General features: G+C 71.3%; 14 protein-coding genes and 1 pseudogene. 8 read left to right on the forward strand and 7 right to left on the reverse strand.

The genetic code is table 11. The features are described from left to right. Positions 1-10 precede the first annotated feature (10 nt). The 3 genes from AB0D49_RS07695 to AB0D49_RS07705 form a co-directional block, all read right to left on the reverse strand. Entirely contained in the window at positions 11-745 is a 735-nt protein-coding gene (locus tag AB0D49_RS07695) for an IclR family transcriptional regulator C-terminal domain-containing protein (RefSeq protein ID WP_362753413.1), read from the reverse strand. Positions 746-1,432: 687 nt separating this feature from the next. After that, positions 1,433-1,645, reverse strand: a complete 213-nt coding sequence (locus AB0D49_RS07700; RefSeq protein ID WP_362752428.1) for a DUF5326 family protein — start codon at positions 1,643-1,645, stop codon at positions 1,433-1,435. Between the two features lie 304 nt (positions 1,646-1,949). Beyond that, on the reverse strand, positions 1,950-2,267 hold the full coding sequence (locus AB0D49_RS07705; protein ID WP_362752431.1) for a cupin domain-containing protein: 318 nt from the start codon (positions 2,265-2,267) through the stop codon (positions 1,950-1,952). 57 nt (positions 2,268-2,324) lie between these two features. Here AB0D49_RS07705 and AB0D49_RS07710 point away from each other — a divergent pair, with 57 nt between their 5' ends. The 5 genes and pseudogenes from AB0D49_RS07710 to AB0D49_RS07730 all read left to right on the forward strand — a co-directional run bounded on the left by AB0D49_RS07710 (position 2,325) and on the right by AB0D49_RS07730 (position 6,186). Continuing rightward, on the forward strand, positions 2,325-2,702 hold the full coding sequence (locus tag AB0D49_RS07710; RefSeq protein WP_362752435.1) for a phage holin family protein: 378 nt from the start codon (positions 2,325-2,327) through the stop codon (positions 2,700-2,702). 239 nt (positions 2,703-2,941) lie between these two features. Further along, the gene (locus AB0D49_RS07715) at positions 2,942-3,436 is read left to right on the forward strand and encodes a low molecular weight protein-tyrosine-phosphatase (protein ID WP_362752440.1); all 495 of its coding nucleotides are present in this window, start codon (positions 2,942-2,944) and stop codon (positions 3,434-3,436) included. Further along, positions 3,429-4,598: a cystathionine gamma-lyase gene (locus AB0D49_RS07720; protein ID WP_362752443.1), complete on the forward strand. Its 1,170-nt coding sequence runs from the start codon at positions 3,429-3,431 to the stop codon at positions 4,596-4,598. The genes AB0D49_RS07715 and AB0D49_RS07720 overlap by 8 nt, the downstream gene beginning before the upstream one ends. 76 nt (positions 4,599-4,674) lie before the next feature. Then, positions 4,675-5,383, forward strand: a pseudogene (locus tag AB0D49_RS07725) (LysR substrate-binding domain-containing protein); the annotation flags it as partial. Positions 5,384-5,703: 320 nt separating this feature from the next. Then, positions 5,704-6,186 carry an NUDIX hydrolase gene (locus AB0D49_RS07730; RefSeq protein WP_362752446.1) on the forward strand — a complete coding sequence of 161 codons (483 nt, stop codon included), beginning with the start codon at positions 5,704-5,706 and terminating at the stop codon, positions 6,184-6,186. A gap of 29 nt (positions 6,187-6,215) precedes the next feature. Here the strand turns inward: AB0D49_RS07730 and AB0D49_RS07735 are convergent, their stop codons facing one another. Together AB0D49_RS07735 and AB0D49_RS07740 are read right to left on the reverse strand one after the other, a co-directional pair. After that, positions 6,216-7,862 carry a globin domain-containing protein gene (locus tag AB0D49_RS07735; protein ID WP_362752449.1) on the reverse strand — a complete coding sequence of 549 codons (1,647 nt, stop codon included), beginning with the start codon at positions 7,860-7,862 and terminating at the stop codon, positions 6,216-6,218. Positions 7,863-8,804: 942 nt separating this feature from the next. Further along, the gene (locus AB0D49_RS07740) at positions 8,805-9,437 is read right to left on the reverse strand and encodes an HAD-IB family phosphatase (RefSeq protein ID WP_362752452.1); all 633 of its coding nucleotides are present in this window, start codon (positions 9,435-9,437) and stop codon (positions 8,805-8,807) included. Positions 9,438-9,773: 336 nt separating this feature from the next. Here AB0D49_RS07740 and AB0D49_RS07745 point away from each other — a divergent pair, with 336 nt between their 5' ends. After that, positions 9,774-10,640 (forward strand): GNAT family N-acetyltransferase, encoded by an 867-nt coding sequence (locus tag AB0D49_RS07745; RefSeq protein WP_362752455.1) that lies wholly within the window; start codon positions 9,774-9,776, stop codon positions 10,638-10,640. 88 nt (positions 10,641-10,728) lie between these two features. Here AB0D49_RS07745 and AB0D49_RS07750 read toward each other — a convergent pair whose 3' ends face one another. Further along, positions 10,729-11,985 (reverse strand): MFS transporter, encoded by a 1,257-nt coding sequence (locus tag AB0D49_RS07750; RefSeq protein ID WP_362752458.1) that lies wholly within the window; start codon positions 11,983-11,985, stop codon positions 10,729-10,731. Between the two features lie 142 nt (positions 11,986-12,127). Between AB0D49_RS07750 and AB0D49_RS07755 the strand changes: the two genes are divergently transcribed. Beyond that, positions 12,128-12,586, forward strand: coding sequence for a MarR family transcriptional regulator (locus AB0D49_RS07755; RefSeq protein ID WP_362752461.1), 459 nt, complete (start codon positions 12,128-12,130; stop codon positions 12,584-12,586). A 10-nt stretch (positions 12,587-12,596) separates the two neighbouring features. Beyond that, entirely contained in the window at positions 12,597-13,049 is a 453-nt protein-coding gene (locus AB0D49_RS07760) for a GNAT family N-acetyltransferase (protein WP_362752464.1), read from the forward strand. Between the two features lie 269 nt (positions 13,050-13,318). Here AB0D49_RS07760 and AB0D49_RS07765 read toward each other — a convergent pair whose 3' ends face one another. Continuing rightward, a complete protein-coding gene (locus AB0D49_RS07765; protein ID WP_362752467.1) occupies positions 13,319-14,704 on the reverse strand; it encodes a serine hydrolase domain-containing protein in 1,386 nt (461 codons plus the stop codon). Positions 14,705-14,766: the final 62 nt, after the last annotated feature.

Below are 14,766 nucleotides of genomic sequence, written 5' to 3' on the forward strand. Positions count from 1 at the left end.
GAGTGAGTTTTCAGATACTGATAGAGATGGCCAGTGACCCGAGCAGGCGACCGATCTCCCCCTGGAGTTGACGTGTGGCGGGCAGCAGACGGTCTGCCTGGCGTGCGGGCAGGGAGATCGCGATGGTCGCCGCCGTGGCGCCCACGGTGATCGGGATCGCGGCGCACGCCACCCCCAGCGCGTATTCCTGCCGCTCCACCACCGGTTCCATGCGTCGCGTCCGTTCCAGGCGGCGCAGTAGGGCTCCGTCGTCACGCACGGTGTAGGGAGTGATCGTGCGGACCGGATAGCGGGCGAGGTGGTCGCGCCGGGCGTCCTCGTCGAGTTGGGAGAGCAGACACTTGCCGACCGCGTGGGCGTGACCGGTCTCACGGAAGTCGGCCCACTCCTGCACCGCCGGGTTTCCGGGGGTGTCGGAGACACAGTTGATCTCGATCTCGCCTTCGCGATACACGGCGTAGTACACGGGGGCACCGACCGAATCCCGCCAATGTGCGAGGGCGTCGACGATGGTGCTGCGACGTTTCTGCTGGGCGGCGCTGCCGCTCAGCCGTTCCGCGGCCCCACCGAGGAAGAACAGGCCCCTGTCGCGGCGCAGATATCCCTCGTGCGCCAGGGTGCGCAGCAGGTGGTACGCCGTGGGCAGGGCGAGACCCGTCTCACGGGCCAGTTGCTTGGCCGGGGCCCCGTGCTCGTGATCGGCCACGCACTCCAGGAGCCGCATCGCCCGCTGCACGGACCCGATGAGGGTCGGGGACTGCTGGCGCTGTGGTTCCTGCGGGGAGTGGTGGGGCGAGGGCTGCCGGGTCTGTGGCTCCGGACGCGGCTGCGGGGGCGGGGCAGTCGGGACGGTCGGGGTGGACGGGGTGGACCGGGTGGACGGGTATGGACGGGGAGGTGGGTACGGCTGAGGGTGGGTGTGCTGGGTCTGGGGGCGGGGTCGGGGCTGGTGTGGATAGGGGAGGGGTTGTGGGCCGCTGGTCGCCGGGCCCGGGTCCGTCGGTGGCCGCTGAGGCTGGCGTGGCGGTGGCTGGCGTACCGCGGGTGTCCGGGCGCCGGGCCGCGGTGGGCGGGTGCCGGAGGGCGCGGACTGCTCGGGGGGTCGTACCCGCAGGGCCGGTGGTGGGACGGTCCGGGCCGGTGCGGTCGGGGTACGTGGTGCGGGGGATGCCGCGCCGGTTCCTGCGGAGGCGGTGTCTACCGTGGCCAAGAGTGGCTCCCGGAGCGCGAAGGGGCGTCCCGTGCGGGGACACGGGAGGGGGAGGGGGTCGGCCGCTCACGGGGCTGCCCCGCAGCGGGTTCCGGACTCTAACTCTCCGTCCTGGCCGGAAGTCGGCTCCTCAGGGAAACTTCCCTCGCCCGAGGGACCCGGTGAAACACGTCACCGGATCAGGTGCGCCCCGTCACCGGGGCACCCGTGACCCCTGCGCGCTCACCAGTCGCCGTCGGAGGAGGACTTGGAGGTGAACTTCCGTACGACGTAGACCAGTCCGCCGACCAGTGCCACGAAGACCAGCACCTTGAACAGCAGGCCGATCACAAAGCCGACGACGCTCGCTATCAGGCCGCCGAACACGACCAGAGCGATGACCGGCACCGCGATCCACTTCACCCACCACGGCAGTCCCGTGAAGATCTCTTGCATCGCTCTTGTCCTTCTCTCTCCACCCGTCGGCCGCCGGGCCCACGTCTGTGGGGCCGGGCCCGGTCCGACGGGTCATGTGATGTTCCGCCTTCGATGCTAGGACGGCGAGAGGGTCGCACGGAGCCCTCGTGCCCCTTGTCCTCCCCTGACCGGTCCCCTAGGGAATCCGGGGCGGCGACTCAGCCTTGTGGACAGGTGCCGGCGGCCACCTGCCTGGTGCCGGGTCCCGGAGGCCGGACATAGGGCCGGGACACGGGACGGGTGACATAGGAGGTGGCCACGGCACGGGCCGGAGACGGCGGGCTCAGCCCTCCGGCGGCGAGAAGATCACCAGCACCCGCAGGTCCTCGCTGATGTGATGGAACTTGTGGGCCACACCCGCCGGGACGTACACCACACTGCCGCGTGCGACCTGTGTGGTCTCCATGCCGACGGTGATCGCGGCCCGGCCGCTGACCACGAAGTAGACCTCGTCCTGACGGTGCGGCTGCTGTGGGTCCTGCTCACCGGCGTCGAGCGCGTACAGTCCGGCCGACATGTTCCGCTCCCGCAGGAACTGCAGGTAGGCGCCGTCGTTGGCGGCGCGCTCCGCCTCCAGCTCATCCAGCCGAAATGCCTTCATCGTTTTGTCGCCTCACGCCCGTACTCGTCGTCGATCTCGTCTGCCACGATCAGACACATGAAGAATTTCGTAGTCAAGACGATCGCCAACGCGGGCGCCCTCGCCGTCGCCGTGTGGCTGCTCGACAAGATCACGCTCACCGGCGACGGCACCGGCAAGAAGGTCGGCACGCTGCTGGTGGTCGCGCTGATCTTCGGCGTCGTGAACTTCATCGTGAAGCCGATCGTTCAGCTGTTGAGCCTGCCGCTGCTGGTCCTGACCCTCGGACTGTTCACACTGATCGTGAACGCCCTGATGCTGCTGCTGACCTCCTGGGTGGCCGACGGTCTCGACCTGAGTTTCCATGTGGAGGGCTTCTGGACGGCCATCCTGGGCGGCCTGATCATCTCGATCGTGTCCTGGGCGCTGAACATGATCCTTCCTGACGGCGACTGACCGGGCGACGGACGCCGACCCGAGCGACGGGCACGGACCCCGGACCCGGACCCGGACCCGGACCCGGACGACGGAACATGGGGCCGCGTCCGATCCATGGCCACTCCACATCCGAATCCGATCCGGAGCCCATCCAGAGCCCGTCCACCTCCGACCCGTATCCGATTCCTCACCCGATCCGCGACCGAACCGCAGTCGATCGATCCGCAGTCGATCGAACCGAGAGAGAGCCGTACGGCATGACCTACCGCGTCTGCTTCGTCTGCACCGGCAACATCTGCCGCTCGCTGATGGCCGAATCCGTCTTCCGCGCCCGCGTCGCGGAGGCGGGGCTGGAGGACCTGGTGGCGGTCGACAGCGCGGGCACCGGCGGCTGGCACCAGGGCGACCCGGCCGATCCGCGCACGGTGGCGGTCCTGGAGGAGCACGGCTATGACGGCGATCACATAGCCCGCCAGTTCCAGGCGTCCTGGTTCGCCGATCTCGATCTGGTCATCGCGCTCGACAGCGGTCATCTGAAGGTGCTGCGCGGCCTGGCGCCGAGCGAGCGGGACGCGGCGAAGGTGCGGCTGCTGCGCGCGTACGACCCCGCCGCGGGCGACGACCTGGACGTCCCCGACCCGTACTACGGGGGCATGGAGGGCTTCGAGGAGTGCCTTGAGATGGTGGAGGCGGCGAGCGAAGGGCTGCTCGCGGCGGTGAGAGAACATGCGGAGGGCAAACGGTATGAGTGATTCCGGCAGCAGTGGTTCCGGTACGACACGCCGAGACACGCCGGTGGGGGACGGCACCCGCGCGGTGCGGGCCGGGCTCCCTGAGCCGGTGCCGTACGAACCGGCCCTCCCTGGACCCGTCTTCGCCGCCCACTACCACCTCCCGGGCGAGCCCTCGGGGCCGTACACCTACGGCCGGGACGAGAACCCCACCTGGACGCTGCTGGAACGTGCCATCAGCGAGCTGGAGGCCCCCGGCGAGGAGGGCGTGGAGACGCTCGTCTTCCCGTCCGGCATGGCCGCGATCTCGGCGGTGCTGTTCTCCCAGCTCCGGGCGGGCGACACGGCCGTCCTGCCGGACGACGGCTACCAGGCGCTGCCTCTGGTGCGCGCCCAGCTGACGGCGTACGGCATCGAGGTGCGCACGGCGCCGACCGGCGGCGACGCCCAGCTCGACGTCCTGGACGGCGCCAAGCTGCTGTGGATCGAGACGCCGTCCAACCCCGGGCTCGACGTCTGCGACATCCGGCGGCTCGCCGACGCGGCACATACGCGCGGCGCCCGGGTCGCCGTCGACAACACGCTCGCCACCCCGCTCGGCCAGCACCCGCTGGCCCTGGGCGCCGACTTCTCGGTCGCCAGCGGCACCAAGCAGCTGACCGGCCACGGCGATCTGCTGCTCGGCTATGTCACCGGACGCGATCCCGAGGCCATGGCGGCCGTACGGCGGTGGCGGAAAATCGCCGGTGCCATCACCGGCCCCATGGAGGCATGGCTCGCGCACCGGTCGCTCGCGACCCTCCCGCTGCGCGTCGACCGGCAGAGCGTGACCGCGCTGGCCCTCGCCGAGGCGCTGCGCGACGGGCCCGAGGATCTCGCCGTGCGCCATCCGGGACTGCCGACCGACCCGTCGCACGAGGTGGCCTCGCGGCAGATGCGGCGCTATGGGTGCGTCGTGTCGTTCACCCTGCCCACGCGGGAGCGCGCCGAGCGGTTCCTCGACGCGCTACAGCTGGTCGACGACGCCACGAGCTTCGGGGGCGTACGGTCCACCGCCGAGCGCCGGGGCCGCTGGGGCGGGGACGCCGTACCGGAGGGCTTCATCCGGCTGTCGGTCGGTGTGGAGGACCCGGAGGACCTGATCGCGGATGTACTCCGGGCGCTGGAGGAGTCGGCGGGCTAGCCGGTGTCTGGCGGGGCCCCTGCTGTGATCGGCTGCTGTGATCGGCGTATCCGGGGCGGGCTCTCGGCGGCCCACAAAGGCCGCCCCGCACCTCGACGCCCTGGTGGAGATCCCCCGAGTCCGGTCTCGACGACAGCTTCCTGCTGCGCACCCTGCACCTCGCCGGTCCCCCGGAGTTCACCGCCGAACGGGCGCTGCCCGCGCTCGTGGAGCTGACCGGCGACGACGGCCAGGGCTTCGCCCTGCGGACCTCCTTCGGAACCGCCGAGGAGACCCTCGAACGGCTCGCCGCCGGGCATCACGATCTGGCCATCAGCACCGCCCGTCCGCGCGGCGCGCTGCTCACCGCGACCACGCTCTGCGACGAGGAGCACGTCCTGGTCGCCGCGCCGCGCTGGGCCGAGCGGATCGACCCCGGGAACCTGCGGCGCGGCGGCGCGCCCGCGTTCAAAAGCCTGCCGGTGGTCGAGGTGCACGAGTCGCTGCCGCTGGTCTCCCGCTACTGGGCGGCCGTCTTCAACTCCCGGCCGTCCGCCTCCGGCACGGTGATCGTGCCGGATCTACGAGCCGTGCTCGCGTGCGCCGCCGCCGGGGCGGGGCTGGCCGTCCTGCCGCGCTATCTGTGCGTGGCGGCGCTGGAGCGCGGCGAGGTGGTCGCGCTGCATGAACCGGCGGTGCCTCCCCTGCGGACGTACTTCCTCGTCGTACGCACCGGGACGCTCGCGATGCCGCACATCGCGCGGGCCCATGAGTGGTTGCAGCGGGCGGCGGCGGAGTGGGGGTGACGAGGACTCCTGGGGCGGTGGGCTCGGCGGGCGGGGGAAGCAGCGGAAAGCCGCCGGGGAGTTGCGGGAAGCTGCGGGTTGGCGAGCAGTCGCCTCCACGTCCAGCCAGATCCGACCAGGTCCAGCCGCGCCAGCCGCGCCAGCCGCGTCCAGTCGCGTCCAGTCGCGTCCAGCCTCACGATGGCGAGCTGTCCCCTCTATGCCCCTCCCTCCCCCTCGCCCCGGCGTGAACGCCGGATTACCCCGCGGTTTACGGTACGCGCAGGCCACGTGACGCCTCGCGATGTTTCACGTGGAACCAGCCGGGCCACATTTCTCCCATGACCGTCCGACCCGTGGTCAAGCGCACCGCGCGTGCCGTTCTCCTGGACGGAGAAGACCTGATCCTGATCAAGCGCACCAAACCGGGCGTAGATCCGTACTGGCTCACGCCCGGCGGCGGGGTCGAGCCGGACGACACGACGGTGGTCGACGCCCTGCACCGCGAGGTCTACGAGGAACTCGGCGCCAAGATCACCGATGTGGTGCCGTGCTTCGTCGACACCGTCGAGCACATCGGCGCGGACGGCGGCGCGACCGGGGTGAAGGTGCAGCACTTCTTCGTGTGCCACCTCGCCTCCATGGACCCGTCCCTGCGCCATGGACCCGAAGTGGACCAGCCCGCGGGCGAGTACGAGATCGTACGGGTGCCGTTCACCCGGGTCGGCATCGCGTCCGTGCACCTCGTGCCGCTGTCGCTGCGGCACTATCTCGACGGGAACATCGAGGGCGTACGGGCGATGCACGCGCCTGATCTGGGCTGACGCGGGCCGGGTCAGCGGCAGGGGCCGGGTCAGGTACCTGCCGCCACCAGTTCCTCCACGGAGTCGTGGCGTATGCGGTCCGAGGGGACGCCGATGTCCCGCAAGGTGGTCACACCGCTGCGGATCATGCCGGGCGGACCCGAGAGATAGGCGTCGTACTCCGTCCAGGGACCGTACTCGCGCAGGGCGTCCAGCAGTTGGAGTCGTGGCTGCCCGTCGATGATCGCCCGTACCGAGAGCCAGGGGTGCGCCTGCTGGAGCCGGAGCATGGTGTCGATGTCATAGAGGTCGTGATCGGTCCGGGCGCCGTAGAACACCTCCACGGAGCGGCGCTCGCCGTGCTCGGCGACATCCTCGACCAGGGCCTTGATCGGCGCGATACCGGTGCCGCCGCCCAGGCACAGCAGCCCGCTGTCCGAGGTGTGGTCCACCGTCATGGAACCGGCGGGCGGGCCAAGGCGTACGACGTCGCCGGGACGGGCGCGGTGCACCAGCGCGTTGGAGACCCAGCCTGCCGGGATCGCCTTGACGTGGAAGGTGAGCAGACCGTCGGAGCGGGGCGCCGAGGCGAAGGAGTAGTGCCGCCACACCCGGGGCCACCACGGGGTCTCGAGACTGGCGTACTGGCCCGCGAGAAAGGGGTAGGGCTGGTCGGGGCGGACGGTGAGGACGGCGATGTCGGGCGTGCGCGTCTCGTGTGTGACGACCTCCGCCTGCCACCAGGCCGGGGCGCGCAGTTCGTCCGCGGCGGCGGCATCGATCATCACCTGGGAGATCGTGGTGTACGCCCGGACCCAGGCCGCCTCGGTCTCCGGGTCCCAGACGGCCGCCGCGAAGCGGCTCAAGGAGCCGATCAGACATTCACCGACGGCCGGATAGTGCTCCGCCTTGGTGCCGTACTTGCGGTGGCCGCGCCCCAGGTTCTGGAGGTAGTCGACCAGGACCGTCCGGTCGTCCAGGTGCTCCGCGGCGGTGAGCAGCGCCTTCAGCAGCCGGTCGCGCTGGGCGTCCATCGCGGCGGGGAACAGCGACCGCAGATCGGGGTGGCGGACGAAGAGCAGGGCGTAGAAGTACGAGGTGACCTTGTCGGCGACCGGGCCTATCTCGGCCATGGTCCGCCGGATCAGCAGGGCATCGGGCGACCCGGGCTGCTCGGTGAGCCGAGTGAACGTTTCTGGAGGTGCGGCGGACTCGGGGACGGGGGGCTGGGGGGCGGCGAGCTGGGGAGTCGAGGGCTGGGGGGCGACGAGCCGGGGAGTGGTGGGCTCCGTGGCGGACGGCTGGGGGGCGGCGAGCTGAGGAAGCGGCGGCTCGGGAGCGGGCAGCTCGGGAGCGAGTTGCCTAGCAGCAGCGGGCTCGGCGGCGCGGAGCTGAGGAAGCGGCAGCTCGGGAGCGGAGGGTTCGGGAGCGAGTTGCCCAGCAGCAGCGGGCTCGGGAGCGAGCAGCTCGGCAGCAGGGGGCTCGGCGGCGTGGGGCTCGGCGGCGGGAAGCGCGGCGGCACGGGGCTCGGCGGCAGGGAGCGCGGCAGCGGAGCGTTCGGGAGCCCTGGGCCGGAGAGAAGGCTGCCCCGGCGCGGGGTCCGGCGCCTGTTCGGGCGGGAGGTGCTGGGACGGCCGTACGGCGGTGTCGGCGCGGGCGGGCCGCTGAGCGGGGACGCGGTGCGCGAGGCCGGGCAACAAGGGGGCGGTGACCGGAGGGGTCTGGGTGAGCGAGCCGGCCCTCTGGGGCGTCCTCTGGGGCGCCGGCTGCGGGCGGGCCGGTGAGGCGGTCGGCGGAGTTGTCGCCGGTGCGGTCGATGTGATCGGTGCGGTCGGTGCAATCGGCGCGGCTGGCGCCATCGGTGCTGCGGGGTCCGCCGGTGGCATGGGGCCCGCCGGCGGCATGGGTGCCGCTGAAGTCGTCGATGCCGCCGGTATTCGCTCGGGTTCGGGCATAAGGCCCGGCTCCCCCGCGCCGGTCCCGGTGTCCATGTCGGTGTGGGTCGGCGTGCCGGACACCGCGTGGGACGCCACGCCGGGCGCGGGATCGGACACCGGAACAGCCACCGCGTCGGACGCGGAATCGCCCTGCCCCTCCGGGGGGCCCGCCGCGCCCCCCGGCGCCCCGGGAGAACCCCCGGACGGCTTCCGTACCGTCCGCATTCCCGCCAAGCGGCGCCCGTCCGTCGCCCCCTGCTCACTGCTGCCCTGCCCCGGAGCGGGCTGTTTGCGTGGCGTGAACCAACCGCCTCCGCCCCCGGAAGTGCCGTTGTCGGCCGATGTGGTGGTCGGAGCGTCCATGCCGTGTATCGCCTCGAACATCTTTCGGTCGGTCGGTGCACTTCCTCGCTCGGAAGATGCCTGCTTTCCCTGGAAGACGGCTTGCCGTGTCGACTGCCCGGCCAACTCAGCACATTCAACCCGTATATGCAGTCCGCACGGATAGGAAAGGGCCAGAGTGTGACATTGGCCGCAGTATGCTCATCCGCCCTGTTTTCAGCCCCGCACCAGGTCGGCACCGGCCGCCCACAGAGGAACCGGAGTCGACCATACCGGCCACCGCCCGGCGCACAAGTCCCCACTGGCCCCGGCATCGGGGCCCGGACGGGCAGAGCGGGTGCGAACCATCCGTTCCCTCAATTACCGGGCGCGCCGGACCAATTCATAGGCATCCCACAGATCCCTCCCGGTGTAGGAATGGGTCGCGAGCCCGGCCAGCCGACGGCTCGCGTTGACCGCGACGGACACCGGCACCGCACCGAAGAGATCCCTGTCCGACCCCGAATCCCCGTACGCCACACACTCGGCCCGGGTCACGCCGAACCGTGCGCACAGCCGATCCGCGATCCGTACCTTCGCCGCCGCGCTGAGCACTCCCGTGAGATCGAGCGGCTCGGTGAACGGCACGGCGGGAAACCGAGATCCGAAGGCCGCGTGCGCTCCCCAGCCGGTCAGCCGCTCCACGAAGAAGGACGGTGACAGCGATATGACGGCACAGTAGTCACCGGCTCGCCTGATCTCGGCCCAGACCTCGCGAATCCCGGCGAGCCAAGGAGCGCCCTCGAACGCCGCCGTGACCTGCGGGTCGGTCAGTCCGGCCCACAGCGCGTAGATCCGCTCCGCGTACTGCGGCGGGCCGATGAGTCCCGCCGCGATCTCCTGCTCCAGCGTCAGTGTCTCGGCCTCCAGACCGAGTTGGCGTGAGATCTCCAGCGGCGCGGAGGTTCCGTACAGCAGGGTGCCGTCGAGGTCGAACAGATGCAGTCTCGGCATGGCACCGCAGGCTATCCGCCTCCGCCCGCTTCCACCCCGCCCCCTCCACTCCGCCCGCCCCCACTCCCTTGAGGCCCACTCCATCCCGCCCCGCTCCGCCCACCTCCACTCATCTCCCGCCCCATCCCCGATCCCAGCCGCTCATCCCTACCGCTCATCCCTGTCGCCCCCGCCGACCCGACAGCCGCGACGATGCCGTCCGTTCGCCGGTGTTTCACGTGAAACACCCCCTGCCCATGACCGTGGTGTCCGTCGAGCCCCGGCGTGGCCAAATGGCAGCACGTGTCCGTCGAAACAGGTGGACGGCGGGGCCGCCCGTCGGACAGCCTGACCTGCGTGCCCACCTCTTCGCTCGCCGATCTGCCCATCCGCCGTCTGACCCGCCGCGATCTTCGGGACTGCGCCGACTTGTCCGAGGACAGGGGGTGGCCACGCGAGGAGCACAAGTGGGGCCTGCTCCTCTCCGCCGGACAGGGCTACGGCATCGACGACCCCGACGGCGGACTCGTCAGCGCCTGTGTCGTCACCGAGTACGGTCCTCACGGCCGCCCCGATCTGGCGGCCATCGGCATGGTGCTCGTCGCCGCGCGACATGCCCGCAAGGGCGTCGCACGACGGTTGATGCGCCATGTCGTCGCCGAGATGAGCACCACCCCGCTGACCCTCCACGCGACACCGTACGGGCGCCCCCTCTACGAGGAACTGGGCTTCAAGGCCACCGGGCGGGCCGAGATGGTGCTCGGGCACTTCATCCCCGGCGGGCCGGCGCCCCGCGTCACCACCCGGGCCGCCACCGCCGAGGACATCGCGGCACTGCTCCGCCTGGACGGCGCGGTGTTCGGCAGCGACCGTACGCACCTGATCACGCGGCTCCCCGCCTTCGCCGACCAGTTGCGGGTCGCCGAGGAGGACGGCCGGATCATCGGCTACGCCGGTGCCTGGCCCAATATGGACACCCAGGTCGTCGGCCCGCTGATCGCCCGCGACACGGAGACGGCGAAGGCACTCGTGACCTCCCTCGCCGCCCACACCGACCGCCCGCTGCGCACCGATATCGACGTACGGCACACCGAGCTGCTCACCTGGGCGAAGGAGCGGGGGCTCGAGTCCGTGGCGTTCAACACGGTGATGACGTACGGGATGGGTGAGCTGCCGGGGGACTGGAGTCGGCGGTTCGCTCCGCTGTCGGTCGCGGCGGGCTGAGGCGGCAGCGGGGAGACGGGCGGACGGACCGGGGGACGTGGGCAGGGACTGCTCGGCCAGGGACGTCCCTGGTCAGTGACGTCCCCTATTAGGAACGCGTGCCCGTACTCGTGACCGCGGCCCGCTCACCCGCCCCCTCTGACCCCTCCGTCACCGCTGCGGCGCCGGTGCCCGAGCCCGCGACCACCTCGCCGGTCGGGCCCGTGCGCCGCTCCAGCGCGGCCGACACCACCGCGAGGACCAGTGCCGCGGCGGCGAGCAGCCCGCCGACCCAGTTGGGCGCGGTATAGCCCAGGCCCGCGGAGATGACGATCCCGCCGAGCCAGGCGGCGAGGGCGTTGCCGAGGTTGAAGGCGCCGATGTTGACCGCCGAGGCGAGCGTCGGGGCGCCGTGCGCCTGGTCGAGGACCCGCTTCTGGAGCGGCGGCACGGTGGCGAAACCGAGGGCGCCGACCAGGAAGACGGTGACCGCCGAGAGGACCTTGTCGTGCGCGGTGAGCGTGAAGAGGGCGAGGACGACGGCGAGGGCGCCCAGCGAGACATAGAGGAGGGGCATCAGGGCGCGGTCGGCGAGACGGCCGCCGACGAGATTGCCGCCGACCATGCCCAGGCCGAACAGGACCAGCAGCCAGGTGACGGAGCCGTCGGCGTACCCGGCGACCTGGGTCATCATCGGCGCGATGTAGGTGATGGCGGCGAAGACCCCGCCGAAGCCCAGGACGGTCATCGCCATGGCCAGCAGAACCTGGGCGTTCTTGAAGGCGGCCAGTTCATGGCGTAGACGGACGCCGTCCGGCCTGGGCAGATCGGGGACGAGCAGGGCGATGCCCGCGAGGCCGAGCACGCCCAGCGCGGCGACGCCGGCGAAGGTGACACGCCATCCCGCGGACTGTCCGACGAGGGTGCCCAGCGGCACCCCGACGACATTGGCGACCGTGAGTCCGGTGAACATCATGGCGATGGCACCGGCCTTCTTCGTCGGGGCGACCAGTTCGGCCGCGACGACCGCGCCGATGCCGAAGAAGGCGCCATGGGCGAGTGAGGCGACCACACGGCCGGCCAGCATGACGCCGAAGGCGGGGGCCAGGGCGGACAGCAGATTGCCGAGCACGAACAGCCCCATCAGCACCATCAGCATCCGCTTGCGGGAGATCCGGGTGCCGAGGACGGTCATCAGCGGGGCGCCCAGCACCACGCCCAGGGCGTAGCCCGTCACCAGGAAACCGGCCGTGGGGATGGAGACCCCGAAGTCGGCCGCGACCTCGGGCAGCAGGCCCATGATCACGAACTCGGTCGTGCCGATTCCGAAGGCCCCGATCGCGAGGGCCAGGAGCGCGAGAGGCATGAGAGGGAGGGACCTTCCAACGATTGCGTATGCGCTTTGCCAGCTCTCACATTAATTGCACACGCGGTATATCCGCAAGAGCGGGATATTGCAACGCTGCTCTATCCTGGTCGTCAGCGGCTCCAGGACGGAGGAGGAACCCATGACAGCGACGGACCCCGCGCTCACCGCCCTCGCCCAGGGCTGGTGCGCCCTCTCCCTGCTGCACGGCAGGATCGAGGCGCACATCGAGCGCGCGCTCCAGGCCGGTCACGATCTGAGCGTGCGCGAGTACTCCCTGCTGGATGTGCTCAGCCGCCAGCACGACGGCGACGGTGGGCATCTCCAGATGAAGCAGGTCGCGGACGCGGTGGTCCTCAGCCAGAGCGCCACCACCCGGCTGGTGACCCGGCTGGAGGACCGGGGTCTGCTGGAGCGCTACCTGTGCCCGACCGACCGCCGGGGCATCTACACCAATGTCACCGAAGCGGGCCTCGCCCTGCTGACCGAGGCCCGGCCCACCAACGACAGCGCGCTGCGTGAAGCCCTCGACCAAGCGGCCCTGAACCCGGAGCTGACACCGCTGGTGCGGGTCGTCGAGTCGCTGAAGGTGCCCGCGTAGGGTGCGGAGCATGGGAGATCTTGAAATACGCCGTGCCACGGCGGCGGACATCCCGGCGATCGTCGGCATGTTCGCCGACGATCCACTCGGCGCCCGGCGCGAATCGCCGGACGACCCGGCCCCGTACCTGGCGGCGTACGAGCGCATCGCCGCCGATCCGAACCAGCATCTGGTGGTCGCCGTCCGCGACCAGCGGGTGATCGGCACACTCCAGCTCACGATCGTCCCCGGGCTCTCCCGCCGGGGCGCCACCCGCTCGATCATCGAGGCCGTCCGCGTCCACGCGGACGAGCGCGGCAGCGGGCTCGGCTCGCGGCTGATCGAGTGGGCGGTGGCGGAGTCACGGCAGCGGGGCTGCCACCTGGTCCAGTTGACCTCGGACGCGACCCGCACGGACGCACACCGCTTCTATGAGCGGCTGGGGTTCACGGCGTCCCATGTGGGGTTCAAGCTCCAACTGTGAGGCGGTAGGCGAAACGCCACCCGGTGACGCGCCGGGCGCCGAGCCGTCCGCCTGCCGACCCCGCATGGCGCGGCGCCGGGCGACCGAGCACGGTGTTTCACGTGAAACAGCGCAGTTTCACGTGAAACACCGCACCACGCGAGAGAACGGACATCGGGGAGGGCTGGCTCCAGTCCGCCCACGAGCCGCCAACCGATCCCCTCACCCTCCGATCCGCTGTCCGCCCCCAGCCCGCCGATCCGCTGTCCGATCTCCCACCCTCCGATCCGCTATCCGACCCCCCGCCAGCCTTCCGGGTCCACTCCGCCCGGCACCGGAGCGGTGTCGTCGTACGGCTGCCGGGTGAAGACGAACGAGCCGAGGTCGAGATGGCTCACGGAGCCGTCGGGACGGCGTACGGCGGTCAGCAGCTCCCCCGCGTAGTAGCCCTCCAGCCCGGTCCAGGTGCCGTCGCCGTTGGCACGGAACCGGGAACGGCGGCCACCGCCGCTGAACGGCCCGAGCGAGAGCGTCCCGTCGGTGGTCACCCGCAGGGCGAACCCGCTCGTCCCCCAGTACCACTGTCCGGCCAGTTCCAGAACTGCCGGATCGACCTCCCGCAGGGGCCGCCAGGGCTCGGGAATCCGCGGTTCGGCCTCGGCGACGATCCGCACGAGGTCGGCGCCGATGAGGGACGGCATCGGGCCGGAGGTGCAGTTGGTGAGGACGACCGCGGCGACATCGTCGTCCACGCTGATGCTGAGGTTCGCCAGGAAACCCGGCAGCGAGCCCGAGTGGCCCACGAGCAGCCGCCCGTCGTACCGCTGGAGCTGGAGGCCGAGCCCGTAGCTGGATCCGTCGACGACATCGGCGGCCTCCCCGGGCGTCGCCGGGACCCGCATCTCCCGTACCGTCTCGGCGCTCAGCACCCGCCCGTCGCCCCGCGCCAGGAAGACGGCGAAGCGGGCCAGGTCGGCGGCGGTCGACCAGAGCTGCCCGGCGGACGCCATGACACCGAGGTCCTCAGCGGGTTCGCGCAGCAGCACATCGGCCCAGGGATGGACGGCCCAGCCGTCGGCGTACGGCGCCCGGGGCAGCCCGCTCGTACGGTCCAGCCCGAGCGGCTCCAGCACCTCCGCCCTGAGCGCGTCCTCCCAGGACACTCCGCGCACCTTCTCGACCAGGGCGCCGAGGACGCTGTAACCGGGATTGGAGTAGTGGAACCGTCGGCCCACGGGATGCCGGAAGGGCTGCTCGCCGAGTACGTCACCCAGTTCCGGGCGGAGCGTGCCGGGTGTCCGCTCCCACCAGGGCGCGGGTGACTCGGCGGCCAGTCCGCCGGTGTGGGCGAGGAGTTGGGCGACGGTGACATCGGCGAGTCCGAGGCCCGGAAGGTGCTTCTCCACGGGATCCGACAGATCGAGCAGCCCCTCGTCCCGCAGCCGCAGCACGAGGACGGCCGTGAAGGTCTTGGAGATGGACCCGATTCTGAACTGCGTGTTCTCGTCCGGTACCGGTCCGTCCACGGAACTGCGCGCCCCGGTCCACACCGTCCGCCCGCCCCGCACCACGGCCGCGACCAGCGAGGGCGCCCGCCCCTCGACCTGCCCGACGGCGATACGGTGCAGCAGCGCGCGGCGCGTCTGGGGAAGCAGTTCTTCGTGAGGTGTCGTCATGGGCCAAGTCCACCTTCCCGCCCGCCCGGCGTCGACCGCATTTCCCCCGGTAGCCGCCAGGT

The organism is Streptomyces sp. NPDC048290, assembly GCF_040652095.1.
Taxonomy (GTDB): Bacteria; Actinomycetota; Actinomycetes; order Streptomycetales; family Streptomycetaceae; genus Streptomyces.